This window comes from Pontibacter anaerobius (genome assembly GCF_026241195.1).
Classification (GTDB): domain Bacteria; phylum Bacteroidota; class Bacteroidia; order Cytophagales; family Hymenobacteraceae; genus Pontibacter; species Pontibacter anaerobius.
This window is the reverse complement of record NZ_JAPFQO010000002.1, coordinates 349,409-365,645: the sequence shown is the minus strand read 5'-3', so window position 1 is coordinate 365,645 and position 16,237 is coordinate 349,409. Positions and strand designations below refer to the sequence as shown.

Sequence of the window (16,237 nt, the reverse complement as noted above, 5' to 3'; positions counted from 1 at the left end):
TTTATCTATAGGGCTAAAATGATGTATAAACCACTTAATTTATACTTTAATCTCAACCCGATTGCCTGTACGCGCAGCTTCGTATATCGACTCTAGTATCCGCACATCACGCAGGCCCATCTCTCCCGGAACCGGGATTTCTCTGTCATCCAGAATACAGAGCGCAAAATCGTCCATCTGCCTTGCCTGCTGGTTTACGTTAGGCAGGTTCATGGGGCCTTCGCTGGTTTCACCCTGTATGCCGGAGTATCCGAAAGAAGGCTGCAGGCGCCACCACCCTTTTTCTGCCTTGCCATACAAGAGGTTCTGGTTTTTGTTGTAACTGGTCGTGCAGTTGGCCATAGCGCCATCCGCAAATTCCATCTGCCAGTTGATGGACTGCTCCACCTCATCAAAAAAATCAGGCCTGGTAACCTCACCAAACTTAGCCGTAACAGCTACGGGCGTTTTTCCCATCGTATAAATAGCACCCTGCACGCAGTAAATGCCCAGGTCCATCAGCGGTCCTCCGCCTGCCAGCTCTTTGTCCAAGCGCCAGCGGTCGGGGCTTCCGCCAATCACGAAACTGTCCTCCGCCTCTATCCGCTGCACCGGGCCGTATACTTGCTGCTGCCCCAGCTCCATCACCCGCTGGTGATGCGGCTCAAAATGCAGGCGGTAACCAATCGAAAGCTTCACCTTGTTCTCCTTACAGGCCTCTATCATGCGCTGGCAATCAGCCACAGAGGTAGCCATCGGCTTTTCGGAGATGATGTGCTTTTTTGCCCTGGCACCTCGAACAGTATACTCGGCATGCATGCCATTTGGCAGCACAATGTAAATAATGTCGATGTCCGGGTTATCAGCTATCTGGTCGTATGTCTCGTAATTGTAAATGTTTTTTTCCGGGATCTTATACTTGCGCTTCCAGGTCTCGGCTTTAGATGGAGTGCCGGTTACGATGCCGGCCAGGTAGCAATGCTCCGTTTCCTGAAGCGCCGGAGCCAACTGATTTGTGGCGTAGTTTCCCAGGCCGACCAGAGCAATCCCCAGCTTTCGGTTTTGCCCGTTGTCCTGTCCGGTTTGCTCTACCTGTGTGTTTTCTTTATCTGAGCCGGACGACTGACAGGAGGAGGCGAAGGAGGCCATAGGCAAACCCATCGCAGTGGCGCCAAAGGCAAGCGAAACATCCTTCAGGAATTTACGGCGGTTGTGGCGAAAAAGGAAGATTGTTTGTTTCATGAGGAGATGCGGAATAGCGTTTATACTTTCTCTTTAGAAAAGTATAAGTATAACATCCTAAAAGGTTTAAACAATCCGCGCTATCACTCTACAGCTGCCCTTTTACCGCAGCCACGTACTTCTCCAGTTCCGGAAAGAAAGCCTTGAAATCGGCCAGGTAAAATTCATACTGCTCAACCAATTCCTCGGCGGCTGTCTCCATACCTGACACAAACGAAGTGCGGCGGCTCATACCCTGCAGCGCCTGGCCTATGCCTTCCACCTCTGCATAAGACTCCAGCCAGTTTTGCCGCTGCATGTATCCAAAAAGGTGCTGCATCCGTGGCGGCAGTACATGGTGATGCTGCTGAATCAGGGTATAGGCTTTCTGAACAAAATCCGGGAGCGGCTCCCTGGCATAGTGCTCAAAATTGCAGGCCAGGAAATGGTCATAATACATGTCGGCGATAACGGGAGAGAACTTTTTATACTTTGGCCGCAGCCTGGCTTTTGTCTCTGCCACTACCGGGTGGGTGTCGGTATAGGTATCTATAAGGCGGTGCAGGCGAATGCCTTTAGCCACTCCGGGCGGGTAAAGCTCCGCCTGTCGCCCTTTTACGGCGTCGGCTATAAAATTGCCCAGCAAAAGCTCATCATCTGTTCCGGAAAGGTAAATATGCGCGAGGTAATTCAAGGGGATGTTTTGAATAAGGAATAAAAGTATAAACCAGTAGCCTGGCCAATTGTTTTAGTGTTACAAAGCGATTTAAGTTGCCTCAGCTAAAGTATAAACCCTAAGCTCAGGAGCCGCGTAATCAAACACAAACAAGATATAAAGCTATGAATAACGACCAAAATACCAAGGAAAACCTTGCCAAGCTGATAGATAAAATCAAGGATGTGAAGATTGCCATGATGACCACCGTAGACGACGATGGCACGCTGCGCAGCCGCCCCATGAAGACGCAAAAAACAGAGGCAGACGGAGACTTGTGGTTCTTCACAGGATACGAGTCAGGCAAGTCGCATGAGATTGAGCATGATGCACATGTAAACCTTAGCTATGCCGAGCCAAGCGATAACCTGTATGTGTCTGTGTCCGGCAAGGCAAGCGTGCTGCGCGACCAGCAGAAAATTAACGAACTATGGAGTGCAGACATGAAAGCCTGGTTTCCGGATGGGAAAGAGGACAAGAATATTGGCCTTATAAAAGTGTCGATAGACAAGGCAGAATACTGGGACACCCCAAGCAACACCATGGTTACCTTATATGGCATGGCCAAGGCCGCCCTAACCGGTGAACCAGCCAAAGGAGGCGAAAATAAAAAGATCAACCTGTAGTTTACTACGTATAAAGAAATCTCTCTGCAACACCTGCCGAACAATCTGTTTTGGCAGGTGTTCTTTTTTAAGTTGCTATAGAACAGCAAAACTTTAAGCGACAAACCTTAACAGGAAACCACCATGCACGCTGCCTCTCCCCGCCTCACCACCCTTACCCTGTTCGGCATTCGAAAAGGCCACATACGCTGGGGCCTTGCCCAGATGGGAACCTCCGGCCCAAAGCTGCAGCAAGTGCCGGGCCTGTTGTTTTACAAGTTGCTGGGCAGCGGACACGGCAAAGGGTTCAGCATAAAACCTAACTTCAGAAGGTATGGCCTGATGTGCACCTGGGAAAGTGAAACTGCGGCAGATGCTTTCCTGCAGGACTCTCCGTTGATACAGGAGTATAGAAGCCACACCAACGAAGTATGGACAGTAAAGCTGCTGCCTTTCCAGTCGCATGGGCAATGGGATGGTGTTGCCCCCTTTTCTCCATCGCTCTCTGAAAAGTATGAAAGCGGCCCCATAGCCGTGCTTACAAGGGCAAGTATAAACTGGCGGGCATTGCCAGGTTTTTGGCGTTTTGTACCGAAAACAAGTATGGCTTTGGATGCCGCAGAGGGACTGATTTGCTCAATTGGGTTGGGTGAATTGCCGCTGGTGCGCCAGGCCACCTTCAGCGTTTGGGAGTCGGTGGAGGCCATGAAAGCCTATGCCTATAAAAACCCGCTGCACCAGGAGGTGATGCGCCGCACCCGCTCTGATAACTGGTATAGCGAGGAACTTTTTGCCAGGTTCAAACCTATCAGCAGCCAGGGCACCTGGAGCGGCTCAGACCCGCTGGAGAAGGTGCTTGCAAAGGTGCAGATCTAGAGCATCCCGGCCATCCCAAAAAGCATCACACAGATACTGCTGCCGATATTCAGAAAGCGTATGATTTGTGGGTTTTGCAAAAGCTTGCCAAGAGTGGCGCCAAAGTATGCCAGCGCGAACTGAACGACTATACTTCCGGTGAAAATGGACAGCCCAAGTATAAACACATGCCCCACACTTGTTACCGGCGAAACCAACTGCCCCGAAAAACCGACAAAGGCAACAACGGTTAAGGGATTGACCACGGTAAGCAGGTAAGTCGATAGCAGATAGGAGAAACTGTTCTTCCGCTCAGCTGCCAACTCACTTTTACTACTTCCATCAGAAGTTTTCAGGCTCCCGTGCAGCATCCAAAGACCAAAAGCTAATAGTATAGCTGATGTCAGAAGTTCGAAGTAGTGTGCATTCAGTTTAAGAAACCCTACCAAGACAGAGCCGATGGTAAAGGCAACCAGGCCGTAGGTGAAATCTGCCAGCGCAGCCCCGAGTCCGCACATCAGCCCAATTTTTAGCCCTATTGTAAGTCCTCGGTTTATGATCAGGATAGCGATTGGCCCAACGGCAATGGCAAGGGTAACACCGAATATAAATGCTTTTAACGTTTCCATTTCTCAAACTTTTATCGGTAGACGAAAAACTGACTAAAAAGACGCAGAAACAGGTAGTTATCTGGAGTGGTGATTCTTCTTGAGCTGCTCCATAATATCCTCCAGCAGGTCTAGTTGCATTTGCTGGATCTCCACCATTTGCTGGTTCTGGTGCATCAGCAGGTGGTCTATTTTCTCGTGCAGCAGCCTGATCTCCAGTTCGGCCTTCAGGTTTACCTTGTAGTCGTGCTCAGAGCGACTGCGGTCTTTGGCCTCCTGGCGGTTTTGGCTCATCATAATAATTGGCGCCTGTATGGCAGCTAAACAGGAAAGTATGAGGTTTAGCAGGATGAACGGGTAGGGATCAAAGGGTTTGGTGGCTAACACATACACGTTTATCGCCATCCATACCAACAAAAAAGAAAAGAAGATAGAGATAAAGGTCCAACTGCCGCCGAAACTGGCAATGTGGTCTGCCATGCGGTCGCCGAGGCTAATCTGCTCCTCCAACTCCTCCTCCACATTGCTGGACAGAAGCTCCTGCCTGTTTATACTTTTAACTACATCCTCCTCCAACTCCGTCAGCTCGCCCAGTTCCTTCCGAAGCAGCTGCTCCAGGTACAGTTTGCGGTACTTTGCCAGTACGTCCAATGCCACAAACTTATCCTCATCAAACTCCGGGTAATCCTTCTTTATCAGCTTGAGTACATTAGGCCGAATAGCCTTGCCAGGCACCAGCAGGTGGTTCGGCAAATGCTTTTTAGTGATTTGGCAGAGTCCGGTTGGCTCACGATGATGGCGCATGGTATGGAGTTAAGCTTACGGGCTTATCCTTATACCACTTTATTCATTCAAAGGGTTCTGGTCTGTATTTAGCTGCTTCAGCACCCTCTCCAGGTGTGCCTTCATACCGTCGTAGGGGCGGTAACCACGGCTGATGAGGTGGATGCTGGTACCGTTCAGCAAGTATAAACTCGGAAAGGCGGTGGCCTGCAGGTGGCGGGCAATAGTAAAGTCCTGCTGGGTTTTCTCTTTCATTTCTTCGGATGCATACTTTTCTAAAAAAGCATCCTCCTCCACACCAAACGAAGATGCTATACTTGCCAGTACCGCCGGCTTGGTCACATCGGTATTTTTGGCATAAAAGGCGCTTTGTACTGCCCGGGCCATGTCAAATTCATACTCCGGCTTCAAATAGCGCATACTTACCACCGCACGGCAACCCGGCTCCGTGTCGTAAACAAAGTCGTCGCGTTCAAAAAAAGTATAGTCAAATGGTTGCTCAGTTATCTTCTCTACATCCTGCCAGTGGGTTTTTATACTTTCTTTCATCTGCTCCTCCAGCGGCTTTTCCGTACCGGGGCGCAAACCGCCCATTACCAGCTTAAACTGCAGGTTCCCCTCCTGCTCTTCTACCAGTTGCTTGATGACCGGCGCAAAGCCATAGCACCAGGAGCACATTGGGTCCATCACGTAAATCAGGTGGATGATATCCAGTAGGTCGTGTTTCTTCTGTTCCATGGCGCAAAGGTATTTATATTTCTTTGTACGTTGGTGTTGGGTTTGAAGTAGAATGGAAAAGGGTTTACTGAGGTTGGTGTGTTTGTCTATTTATACTAGATGGCTTTTACTTTCCTGAACTCCTCTTCTGGCGCAAGTCTTCTGACTTGAGTCCTTATATGGTGTAAAGTTTGTAACGCAATTATAGCCATACTTTATACTTTGGCTATACTTTGTACCTGCCTTTCCCGCTGTTCCGGACATCCCTGTCCGGAACCTCTCTGCCGCGGATTTTCTAATCCGCATACTTATACTTGCCTCGTCTAGCCGCTGTTCTCCTTAGCATGAAACAAGCTATCCTTGTTAGCAACTGTTCTTCCTCAGCCTTACAAGCCTAAAGTTGCACCTCAGGCCTTGGTTCCCTCCAGCCCGGGAGGGCTCGTCCTCGGGCATCGCGCAGGGACCTTTTCCTTTGCTCCTGCGTCGCAATGCCTCGCTGCCGCTCGTCACCGGAAAAACTCCAAAGGCGCTCAACGGGAAGACTGGGATCAGTTTCAATAGCTGCTGCCTTTGCTATGAAAAGAGGTCTAAGTCCCCCTTCGAAGGGTCAGCGGATGTAATCGCCTGCTGAAATTACCCCTCCTCTGGACTAGCCAAAACAAGAGTTTTGAGCTAGTGAGCGTAGCTCTAGGGGTGGGTTTATACTTTTGCTGATGACATCCCTCAACTATGAAATTTCAGCCACCCGCATTAGACTAATGAAACGGGAGTTTGAAACTAGCGAGCGTAACGCTGAAGGGCAGGGGTGGTTGGAAACGGATCTACTTATTTTTAATAATCTAAATCCCATTCCAACTAAGAATTTAGCCCTGCAACAATCCAACAATTAAAGATTAAGAATTATCTTAGCAGTTCAACTAGAATATAAAGTACAGCTATACACTATGTCAGAGTATAATTTCAACCAGATTGAGAAAAAGTGGCAGCGTTACTGGGAAGAAAACCAGACGTTTAAAGCCACTGCCACCAGCGATAAACCGAAGTACTACGCCCTGGATATGTTCCCGTACCCATCCGGTGCCGGTCTGCATGTGGGCCACCCGCTTGGTTACATCGCCTCTGACATTGTGAGCCGCTACAAGCGCCTGAAGGGCTTCAACGTGCTGCACCCGATGGGCTTTGATGCCTTTGGTTTGCCGGCAGAGCAGTACGCAATCCAAACCGGTCAGCACCCGGCCATTACCACAGAGCAAAACATTAAGCGCTATGTGGAGCAGCTAAAAAACATTGGCTTCTCTTTTGACTGGGAGCGCGAGATCCGCACATCTGAGCCAAACTACTATAAGTGGACGCAGTGGATATTCATGCAACTGTTTAACAGCTATTACAACTATTCTGCTGATAAAGCGGAAAGTGTAGATAAGCTGATAGCTGAGTTTGAAGCTAATGGCAACGCCAACGTAAACGCTGCCTGCGACGAGGATACGCCTGCTTTCTCTGCGGAAGACTGGAAAGGGATGAACGAGCAGCAGCAGTCTGAAATCCTGCTAAAATATAGATTAACCTATGTTGCCGAAGCCGTGGTGAACTGGTGCCCTGCCCTGGGTACGGTACTGGCCAACGACGAAGTAGTAGGTGGCGTGTCGGAGCGTGGCGGCTACCCGGTAGAGCGCAAGAAAATGCGCCAATGGATGATGCGTATCACGGCCTATGCCGAACGCCTGCTGCAGGGCCTGGAAACAATCGACTGGCCGGAGCCTATCAAAGAGATGCAGCGCAACTGGATCGGTAAATCGGTTGGTGCCGAGCTGGACTTTTCAGTGGAAGGTGCTGATGACAAGATCAAGGTGTTCACGACCCGCATCGACACAATTTTCGGGGTATCATTTGTGGTGCTGGCGCCAGAGCATGAGCTGGTAGAGCAGATCACTACCGATGCGCAGCGTAAAGAAGTTGAGGAGTATGTAACAGTCGCCAAAAACCGCTCGGAGCGCGAGCGCATGACAGATGTGAAATCCGTGAGCGGTGTGTTTACAGGTGCCTACGCCATCAACCCTCTTTCCGGAGACAAAGTACAGATCTGGATTGCCGATTACGTGCTGGCAGGCTATGGTACAGGTGCCGTAATGGCCGTACCAGGCCACGATAGCCGCGACTATGCCTTTGCCAAACACTTCGGCCTTCCGATTCCGCAGGTAGTGGAAGGTGGAAATATCGAGGAGGAAGCTTACGCTGGCAAGGAAGGCAAAATCACCAACTCCGGCTTCCTGAACGGAATGGAGGTGAAAGACGCAATAAAGGCAGGTATAGCTAAAGCCGAGGAACTGGGCGTGGGCAAGGGCCGCACGCAGTACCGCATGCGCGATGCCGTTTTCAGCCGCCAGCGTTACTGGGGCGAGCCGGTGCCGGTATACTTCAAAAACGGTGTGCCGCACTTGATCAAAGAGGAAGAACTGCCGCTGGAGCTGCCCAAGATCGATCAGTACCTGCCAACAGAAACAGGCGAGCCACCATTGGGCCGCGCCGTGGACTGGAAGTATGATAACCAGCACGAGTATGAACTGAGCACCATGCCGGGCTGGGCTGGCAGCAGCTGGTACTGGTACCGCTATATGGACCCGCAGAATGACAATGCCTTTGCTGACGCGGACATCGTGAAATACTGGCGTAATGTAGACTTATACATCGGTGGTTCTGAGCACGCCACAGGCCACCTGCTGTACTCCCGCTTCTGGAACAAATTCATGTTTGATATGGGGCTGGTAGTGGAACAGGAGCCGTTCAAAAAGCTTATCAACCAGGGCATGATCCAGGGTCGTTCCAACTTCGTTTACCGCATCAACGGCACCAACAAGTATGTTTCCAATGGACTGAAAGAGCAATACGACACTTCGCAGCTGCACGTAGACGTGAATATTGTGGAGAACGATGTACTGGACCTGGAGGCCTTTAAAAACTGGAGATCTGAGAATGCGGATGCAGAATTTATTCTGGAGGATGGTAAGTACATCTGCGGAGTGGAGATTGAGAAGATGTCGAAGTCGAAGTATAACGTAGTAAACCCGGATGACATTGTGGAGCGCCAGGGAGCCGACACACTGCGCATGTACGAGATGTTCCTGGGGCCGCTGGAGCAGTTTAAGCCTTGGAACACCAACGGCATGGACGGCGTGCACAAATTCCTGAAGAAATACTGGAAGCTGTTCTTCGATAAGGCTGGAAACCTGCAGGTAACAGACGAGGCTCCAACGGCAGAAGAACTGAAGTCGCTGCACAAGACGATCAAGAAGGTGGAGGAAGACATTGAGCGCTTCTCATTCAACACCTCCGTGTCTACCTTCATGATCTGCGTGAATGAGCTGACGCAGCAAAACTGCCACAAACGTGCTATCCTGGAGCCATTAACTGTCATCCTCTCCCCTTACGCACCACACATCACAGAGGAACTGTGGGAGCAGTTGGGCCATACCGAAAGTATCAGCTACGCCGAGTTTCCACAATGGAAGGAAGAGTACCTGGTGGAGAACACATTTGAGTACCCGGTATCGGTGAACGGTAAAATGCGTGCCAAGCTTACATTTGCCTTGGATACACCGCGCGAGGAGATCGAGAAGGCCGTGTTGGCTGAGGAGCAGGTAACCAAGTTTTTTGATGGAAAAGCACCAAAGAAAATAATTATAGTGCCTAACAAAATCATTAACGTGGTAGTATAAAAAATCCCCCATATACCAACTAACTGAAAAAGAAGCCGCCGCTGCAACTAAAACAGGGCGGCCTCTTTTTTTACCGGAATTTAACAGCTCTGTTCCCTGGTTAAGTATGACCTATAACTTCTAATCAGTTGTATTATAACCTTTACTTGGATTTACAGCACTCATTATCAATAAAAAAGGTGACAGAAGAAGCATGGGCCTCTCCTATCACCTTCGGCTGTTTTAAGGTGCGTAAGGTTAATAAAGTTTGGTGCTATTTACGCGCTAATGCTCTCTAATGCGGCCACTCTATCGTCAACTGTTGCGATAGATTCGCGAACCTTACTCAGCAGATCCACCAGTGTGCTGGCTTCGTCTTCTGTAAGACCCTGCATCAGGGCATCCAGCTGAAACAGTTCCTGGTCAATTTCGCTGAGGATGGTAAGACCTTCCGTAGAAATCAGGATGTTTACCAGACGCTTGTCGGTTGGGTTTTGGTTTACATCTACCAGGCCTTTTGCGTTAAGGCGACTAACCAGCCTGGAGGCATCAGACATTTTATCCAGCATTTTCTCGCGCAGAAAAGAGGTAGAGACAGGTTTAGGGAATTGCTCTCTTAAAATGCGCAAAGCATTATACTGCTGGCTGGTGAGGCTACGTTTCTTAAAGAAACTCTCCTGACTGTTGCTCAGGAAGCCGTGGGTATAAAGGATGCTAATGCTGGCTTTCTGCCACTCGTTCCTAAAGGAACTAATACATAATTGATTGTTAAGGGACATAGGATGTGTTAAGGTGAGTTTCTCAATTATAAGAAAAATTTTGCAATTGAGGAACTTTTAACACAATAAAAAAATCATCCTAAACGTTACTTTTAGTGAAATTAATGGGATAAAGCCCCGTTAACCTCATAACACTGATATAGATACACGCTGATTGACTTTATAACTATATCGCAGGTTTTCCACTCCACCACCTCCTCCTCAACAGAAATATCAAGCCAAACCTAGCTCCTGCTGCTGTGCTTTCTTGAGTTTGCTTGCCACTAAAGTATAAGAATCATCTATCCACTCTCTGATCAGGTTATGGGGTAAGCCGGCTTCCGGCAATACTGTGTTCCAGTGTATTTTGCTCATGTGGTAGCCGGGTTTAACCTGTGTGTAGCTTTCCCTTAGCTCCACTGCCTTTTCAGGGTCGCATTTCAGGTTTATACCATTGCTGTACCCAGCGATACTGCAAAGCGCATATATTTTACCACATACTTTAAACACCAGTGTATCTTCATCAAAAGGTGTTTCTTCGGTTGTACCTGGTTTTGCCAGACAGTAATCTCTGAAGTCCTCAATGTTCATGTTCCTGCCTTAAATGTGCTTTACTATAAAGTATACTATGCCCGCCAGAAACATCAGAATCGATATTTTATTAATGGTATGCATTGTACGAAGGTTGAAATTCGTCTTGCGGTTGGGGTCCTTCTTCCGAAAGAAATAAGTGGCCACCTCCGACAGGTTAAACAGTCCCTTTTTCATAATACATGGTTTTCGGTGTAAATAAAAGTCTGAGTCACTATTTTCTGGCAATTCAGACTTGTAATGCGAGTTAATATCCAAATTTGCAGGGATATCAATTTGATTTCCGCCACGGATTAAGCTTACTCCTCCAACTGTACCGGCTCAATCCACCTGCTATCCTCGCGTATTAGTTCTATTAGTTCGTCCACGGCGCGGTCAGCAGGTACGGATTTCTTTACCACGGTCTGCCCACGGTACAGCGCAATCTTATCCTTGCCAACGCCTACATAACCATAGTCAGCGTCGGCCATTTCGCCAGGTCCGTTTACAATGCAACCCATAATACCGATCTTCACTCCTTTCAGGTGGTCGGTACGTTTGCGTATCATGGCTGTGGTTTCCTGTAGGTCGAACAGGGTGCGGCCGCAACTTGGGCAACTGATGTACTCTGTTTTGCTCATGCGGGTGCGGGCAGCCTGCAGTATACCAAAACTCAGCTTGTTCAATGTGTCAATGGTCTGCAGTTCTTCCTGCTTCTCCTGTTCCGGCAGCAGCTCTGTGCTCAGCAGCACACCGTCACCCAGGCCGTCAATGAGCAAACCGCCTACATCGGTCGCGGCATACAGCTGCACCTGGTCCGGTGTCAGGTCGCCATAGGAACGCTTGATAATGCAGGGCGTTTGGATCCCGTTATTCATTAACCGGATAAAGCATTTGCGCAGCTCCGGCATGGCATGCTCGTTTTGGGTGTGCAGCATCAGCACAGTTGTCCTGTCCTGCTTCAACGCTTCTATCAGTTCCGGTGAAATATCGCCAATGGCGGCAAGTATAAAATTCAGCTTGCCATGACGTTCCGCACTAGATAAGTATTCCTCTGTGTGCATCAGCGGATGGCGGTCGTCGCGCTGCTCCGCCTGTTGCCAGGCAGTATAATTCACGATCTCCTTCAGGCCGTTCGGCAACATAAACGAAATTGGGTTATCGCCGGTGTAAATATAGTCAGCGCCCAGGTCGTTCATGTTAAACTTATCGAGCAGCATGGAGTACAAATGGCCTACAGCCTTCAGGTCGGCATACTTTATATCGGTCAGTCGGCTTAGGTCCGCTACCACGCGGGGCACATTCAGCCCGCCCAGGTTCTCTACCTCCACGGTCTCGCGGCGGTGGTACTGAAACGGGTCGATCGGGTTTTTACAAAGCGGCTTAATGGGCTGCGCCTTCTCTGCACGATGGGTATAACGGTCAATAAGAGCCTGTGCTACCGGTGCCTCCGCTTCGGGTGCCTCCGTCAGGGAAACACGAACGGTGTCTCCCAAACCGTCCTCCAGTAAGGTGCCGATACCTACGGCAGACTTGATGCGGCCATCCTCCGCCTCCCCGGCTTCTGTTACACCCAGGTGCAACGGATAGGGCTGCAGCCCCTCATCATCCAGCTTCTGTACCAGCAAACGGTAGGCCTGCACCATCACCTGTGTGTTGGAGGCTTTCATGGAAATCACGATATCGAAAAACCCTTCGTCCTCGCATATACGGATAAACTCCAGCGCACTCTCCACCATGCCTAGCGGGGTATCGCCATATCGGCTCAGGATGCGGTCAGACAAGGAGCCGTGGTTCGTACCGATGCGCATGGCGGTGCCGTGCTCTTTGCAGATGCGCACCAGCGGCACGAAGCGCTCGCGAATTCGGTCCAACTCAGCCTGGTAAGAGGCGTCGTCGTACTCAATAACCTGAAACTTCTTTTTATCGGCATAATTGCCCGGGTTCACGCGCACCTTCTCCACGATGCGGGCAGCCACCTCGGCGGCATTAGGGGTAAAGTGGATATCAGCGATTAGCGGCACGTTGTAACCGCGCAAGCGCAACGCATCTTTTATGTTCTGAAGGTTTTCAGCCTCTTTTATACTTGGTGCCGTGATGCGGATATACTCGCAACCAGCCTCAATCATGCGGATGCACTGCTCCACCGAGCCTTCGGTATCCATGGTATCCACCGTGGTCATCGATTGCACCCTGATTGGGTTATCTCCACCAACCGGCACGCCGCCGATGTTCACGACGCGCGTTTTACGGCGCTTATACTCTACCAGGCTTGGGCAGTAAGAATTCATTGTATGTTCAAGTTGACAATCCATGCGTATCTTTAACTAAAGTAGCGGCTGCTTTGTTCAATCGGCAAAATACGTAATTTTCTGCTCAAGCTCCCGCATCTTAGCTCCTTTTCAAAGTAAGGTATAAAAGCGCATACTTATACTTGCTTTCATTTATCTGTAAAACTCCAAAGTATGGCTACAGCAACAGCCCAATCTTCTGCCACCACAACGCCACTGGTTATACTTGCCAGCGCGCGGCAAAACAGCGATACACAATTAGTAGTGCGTAAAGTGTTAGCGGATCAAAAGTATAAGCTGGTCAACCTGATGGACCACCACATCATGCCTTATACTTACAAAGGTGTTTATGCTGAAGAAGATGAATTTACAAGTATAGCCGGGGTGATGTTGCAGCATGATAAAATAATCTTCGCTACGCCGGTTTACTGGTACAGCATGAGCGGTATGCTAAAAAACTTTTTCGATCGGTTAACGGACCTGGTGACCATTCATAAAGAGCTTGGCAGGCAAATGGAGGGCAAGAAAGTATACCTTTTAGCGGTAGGCACCGACGAGAAGCTGCCATTCGGTTTTGAAGAGCCCTTCAGGTTAACGGCTGCTTATTTCGACATGCACTACAACGGCTGCTACTACAGCACTGCGGCACAACTACATGCTTCAAACCTCCCAAAAACAGCATCTTTCGTAGAACAAGTATATACTTGATGTACCTATGATCTACATGCACCAGTTTATACCAAAAAACGCCTGGCCAAAGCTACAGCAGCTGCAGCAGTGGGGACAACTACGCCAGGAGCAGATGAGCCAGGCTTATTACATTACCAAGGATACCGTGCTACAGTACCTGCGCCACCAGATAGAGCGGGGCAACTGGCGCGAAGTACAGGATGTGCTGAAGGGGAAACCGATGACAAGTACCGGCAAGTTTTTATACTACGAGCTCCGCGACCGGGTAATTGGCAAGCTTATCATGCGGCTTGGTTTGCGCAAGATCATAGCAGTTGGTTTGGCTGTTATATTGCTCCCCATTATTCTTGCCCAGGCTGCCGGAGAACTCATAAAACGGGTGAAGCGCTAAAAAAGCAAAGGCTCCCAATGCGGGAGCCTTCACGTATCAACCTAATAAAAACTATAATCTTAGTGGCGGAACAGCAGCTCGCGGTATTTCACCAGTGGCCAATCCTCGTCATCCACCATCAGTTCCAGTTTATCTACACTGTAACGAATAGGCTCGAAATAGCTTAGCACCTGCTCGTTATACATGATGGCGCGCTCACGGGCATCCTCCACTTTGTTTGCCACTTTTCGGGCGTTCACCATGTCGCGCACATTCTTCTGGATAGAAGTGATGTGGCTCGACATTTTCTTGATACCCTCGATGGTGCTCTCCGTGTACTCATCCTCCAGCCCCAGCTCTTTCAGGCCACGGATGTTCTGGATAAGCTTGTTCTGGTAAGCGATGGCAGTCGGGATCACGTGGTTCATGGCCAGGTCGCCCATAATGCGTGACTCTATCTGTATCTTCTTGCTGTACTCTTCCAGCAGAATCTCATGGCGTGCCTCCAGCTCTACTTCAGAGAAGATGCCGTGTTTGGCAAATATCTCTTTCACCTCAGCCCTTTCGTACACATCCAGTGCAAGCGGTGTAGCTTTAATGTTGGAGAGCCCACGGCGCTCTGCCTCTTCTTCCCACTCCTTGGAGTAACCGTTGCCCTCAAAGCGGATAGCCTTAGAGGCAGCCACGTACTCACGCAGAATCTGGATAATGGCCAGCTCTTTTTTCATACCAGACTCGATCAGCTCGTCCACAGACTTGCGGAACTCCTGTAACTGATCTGCTACAATCGTGTTCAGCACCGTCATCGGGGAGGATGAGTTGGCTGTTGAACCTACCGCACGGAACTCAAACTTATTGCCTGTAAAAGCAAACGGAGAAGTACGGTTACGATCGGTGTTGTCGCGGAGTACTTCCGGAATGCGGTCAATGCCTAGCTTCAGGTACATGTTATCTCCCTTCTCGATCGGCACTTTAGAGGTACGCTCAAACTCATCTAGTACGGCTGTCAGCTGCTGTCCGATAAACACGGACATAATTGCCGGCGGGGCCTCGTTAGCTCCAAGTCGGTGATCGTTGCTGGCTGAGGCTATACTTGCGCGCATCAGATCGGCGTGGGTGTATACTGCTTTAATGGTGTTGATAAAGAACGTGAGGAACTGCAAGTTCTCTTTCGGTTTTTTACCCGGGCTTAAGAGGTTTACCCCCGTGTTGGTGCTCATGGCCCAGTTATTATGTTTGCCACTGCCGTTAACACCTTTAAATGGCTTCTCATGAAGTAGCACTTTAAAGTTATGGCGCTCTGCCACACGGTCCATGATGTCCATTAGTAGCTGGTTGTGGTCTACAGCCAGGTTGGCATCCTCAAAGGTAGGGGCGCACTCAAACTGGTTCGGGGCAACTTCGTTGTGGCGAGTTCTGAGCGGAATACCCAGTCGTAGGGAAGTCTTCTCAAAATCAACCATAAAGGCATGTACCCGGCTCGGGATGCTACCGAAGTAGTGGTCCTCCAGCTGCTGTCCCTTGGCCGGGGAGTGCCCGAACACGGTACGGCCGGAGATCACCAGGTCAGGGCGTGCTTCGTAAAGCGCTTTGTCTACCAGGAAATACTCCTGCTCAATGCCCAGGGTGGTGTTCACCTTGTTCACGTCTTTGTCAAAGTACTGGCAAACTGGCACGGCGGCGTCGTTCAGCAGCTTCAAAGACTTGAGCAAAGGTGTTTTATAGTCGAGTGCCTCACCCGTGTAAGACACAAATATAGTCGGGATACAAAGCGTTTTAGTGCCGGCATTCTCGATCAGGAAAGCCGGGGAAGATGGGTCCCAGGCGCTGTAGCCGCGGGCCTCAAAGGTATTACGGATACCACCGCTCGGGAAAGAAGAAGCATCAGGCTCCTGCTGCACCAGGGCGCTGCCCTTAAAGCTTTCAATCGCCTCGCCATCGCCAGACAGATCAAAGAAAGAGTCATGCTTTTCGGCAGTAGCGCCAGTAAGAGGCTGAAACCAGTGCGTGTAGTGCGTAGCACCCTTGCTCATGGCCCAGGTTTTCATGGCAGCCGCCACAGCGTCAGCCAGGTCCCGGTCTACCTTATCGCCGGCCTCAATGGTGCGCTGCAGGCGTTTATAGTTTTCAGACGACATGGTAGAACGCAATGCAGACTTGGTAAATACGTTCTCTCCGAAGTAATCAGAGATTTTGTGGGAAGGTAAGATTACCTCTCCCGGTTTTCGCTGACTTGCAAGCTCCAGCGCTTTAAATCTAAGAATTGCCATGGGGTTTTGGGTTGGGTTAAATATATGCAGCAAATATAATCAGAAATATCAACATCAAAATAAAAGGGTATCATTTTTAATGGGGCAAATTCAGATTTTACGCCATTTTCGCC

Annotated in this window: 15 protein-coding genes; 5 read left to right on the top strand and 10 right to left on the bottom strand. The window is 49.7% G+C overall.

Features of this window, described 5'->3' with window-relative positions:
* Positions 1 to 39: 39 nt before the first annotated feature.
* Positions 40 to 1,221 (bottom strand): Gfo/Idh/MocA family protein, encoded by a 1,182-nt coding sequence (locus OO017_RS04925; protein ID WP_266051339.1) that lies wholly within the window; start codon positions 1,219 to 1,221, stop codon positions 40 to 42.
* 88 nt (positions 1,222 to 1,309) lie between these two features.
* Positions 1,310 to 1,894: an acyl carrier protein phosphodiesterase gene (locus tag OO017_RS04920; protein WP_266051338.1), complete on the bottom strand. Its 585-nt coding sequence runs from the start codon at positions 1,892 to 1,894 to the stop codon at positions 1,310 to 1,312.
* A 146-nt stretch (positions 1,895 to 2,040) separates the two neighbouring features.
* Between OO017_RS04920 and OO017_RS04915 the strand changes: the two genes are divergently transcribed.
* Positions 2,041 to 2,541 carry a pyridoxamine 5'-phosphate oxidase family protein gene (locus tag OO017_RS04915; protein ID WP_266051337.1) on the top strand — a complete coding sequence of 167 codons (501 nt, stop codon included), beginning with the start codon at positions 2,041 to 2,043 and terminating at the stop codon, positions 2,539 to 2,541.
* Between the two features lie 123 nt (positions 2,542 to 2,664).
* Positions 2,665 to 3,396, top strand: coding sequence for a DUF3291 domain-containing protein (locus OO017_RS04910; protein WP_266051336.1), 732 nt, complete (start codon positions 2,665 to 2,667; stop codon positions 3,394 to 3,396).
* Here the strand turns inward: OO017_RS04910 and OO017_RS04905 are convergent.
* From OO017_RS04905 to OO017_RS04895, 3 genes are read right to left on the bottom strand one after another with little or no spacing between them, the layout of a single operon-like run.
* Positions 3,393 to 4,004 (bottom strand): LysE family translocator, encoded by a 612-nt coding sequence (locus OO017_RS04905; protein ID WP_266051335.1) that lies wholly within the window; start codon positions 4,002 to 4,004, stop codon positions 3,393 to 3,395. The genes OO017_RS04910 and OO017_RS04905 overlap by 4 nt on opposite strands.
* 57 nt (positions 4,005 to 4,061) lie before the next feature.
* Entirely contained in the window at positions 4,062 to 4,787 is a 726-nt protein-coding gene (locus OO017_RS04900; protein WP_266051334.1) for a DUF1003 domain-containing protein, read from the bottom strand.
* A gap of 39 nt (positions 4,788 to 4,826) precedes the next feature.
* Positions 4,827 to 5,504 carry a DsbA family protein gene (locus tag OO017_RS04895; RefSeq protein ID WP_266051333.1) on the bottom strand — a complete coding sequence of 226 codons (678 nt, stop codon included), beginning with the start codon at positions 5,502 to 5,504 and terminating at the stop codon, positions 4,827 to 4,829.
* Positions 5,505 to 6,427: 923 nt separating this feature from the next.
* Between OO017_RS04895 and leuS the strand changes: the two genes are divergently transcribed.
* Positions 6,428 to 9,196 carry a leucine--tRNA ligase gene (gene leuS / locus OO017_RS04890; RefSeq protein WP_266051332.1) on the top strand — a complete coding sequence of 923 codons (2,769 nt, stop codon included), beginning with the start codon at positions 6,428 to 6,430 and terminating at the stop codon, positions 9,194 to 9,196.
* Positions 9,197 to 9,453: 257 nt separating this feature from the next.
* On the opposite strand, the gene OO017_RS04885 is transcribed toward leuS, so the two are convergent.
* The 4 genes from OO017_RS04885 to ispG all read right to left on the bottom strand — a co-directional run bounded on the left by OO017_RS04885 (position 9,454) and on the right by ispG (position 12,794).
* Positions 9,454 to 9,954 carry a MarR family winged helix-turn-helix transcriptional regulator gene (locus OO017_RS04885; protein ID WP_266051331.1) on the bottom strand — a complete coding sequence of 167 codons (501 nt, stop codon included), beginning with the start codon at positions 9,952 to 9,954 and terminating at the stop codon, positions 9,454 to 9,456.
* Between the two features lie 213 nt (positions 9,955 to 10,167).
* Positions 10,168 to 10,524, bottom strand: coding sequence for an MmcQ/YjbR family DNA-binding protein (locus tag OO017_RS04880; RefSeq protein ID WP_266051330.1), 357 nt, complete (start codon positions 10,522 to 10,524; stop codon positions 10,168 to 10,170).
* Positions 10,525 to 10,533: 9 nt separating this feature from the next.
* Positions 10,534 to 10,701, bottom strand: coding sequence for a DUF6728 family protein (locus OO017_RS04875; protein ID WP_266051329.1), 168 nt, complete (start codon positions 10,699 to 10,701; stop codon positions 10,534 to 10,536).
* A gap of 122 nt (positions 10,702 to 10,823) precedes the next feature.
* Positions 10,824 to 12,794 (bottom strand): (E)-4-hydroxy-3-methylbut-2-enyl-diphosphate synthase, encoded by a 1,971-nt coding sequence (ispG, locus tag OO017_RS04870; RefSeq protein WP_266051328.1) that lies wholly within the window; start codon positions 12,792 to 12,794, stop codon positions 10,824 to 10,826.
* Between the two features lie 174 nt (positions 12,795 to 12,968).
* Here ispG and OO017_RS04865 point away from each other — a divergent pair, with 174 nt between their 5' ends.
* Positions 12,969 to 13,502, top strand: coding sequence for a flavodoxin family protein (locus OO017_RS04865; protein ID WP_266051327.1), 534 nt, complete (start codon positions 12,969 to 12,971; stop codon positions 13,500 to 13,502).
* A 7-nt stretch (positions 13,503 to 13,509) separates the two neighbouring features.
* Positions 13,510 to 13,875 (top strand): hypothetical protein, encoded by a 366-nt coding sequence (locus tag OO017_RS04860; RefSeq protein ID WP_266051326.1) that lies wholly within the window; start codon positions 13,510 to 13,512, stop codon positions 13,873 to 13,875.
* 59 nt (positions 13,876 to 13,934) lie between these two features.
* Here OO017_RS04860 and OO017_RS04855 read toward each other — a convergent pair whose 3' ends face one another.
* Positions 13,935 to 16,124, bottom strand: a complete 2,190-nt coding sequence (locus OO017_RS04855; protein WP_266051325.1) for a glutamine synthetase III family protein — start codon at positions 16,122 to 16,124, stop codon at positions 13,935 to 13,937.
* Positions 16,125 to 16,237: the final 113 nt, after the last annotated feature.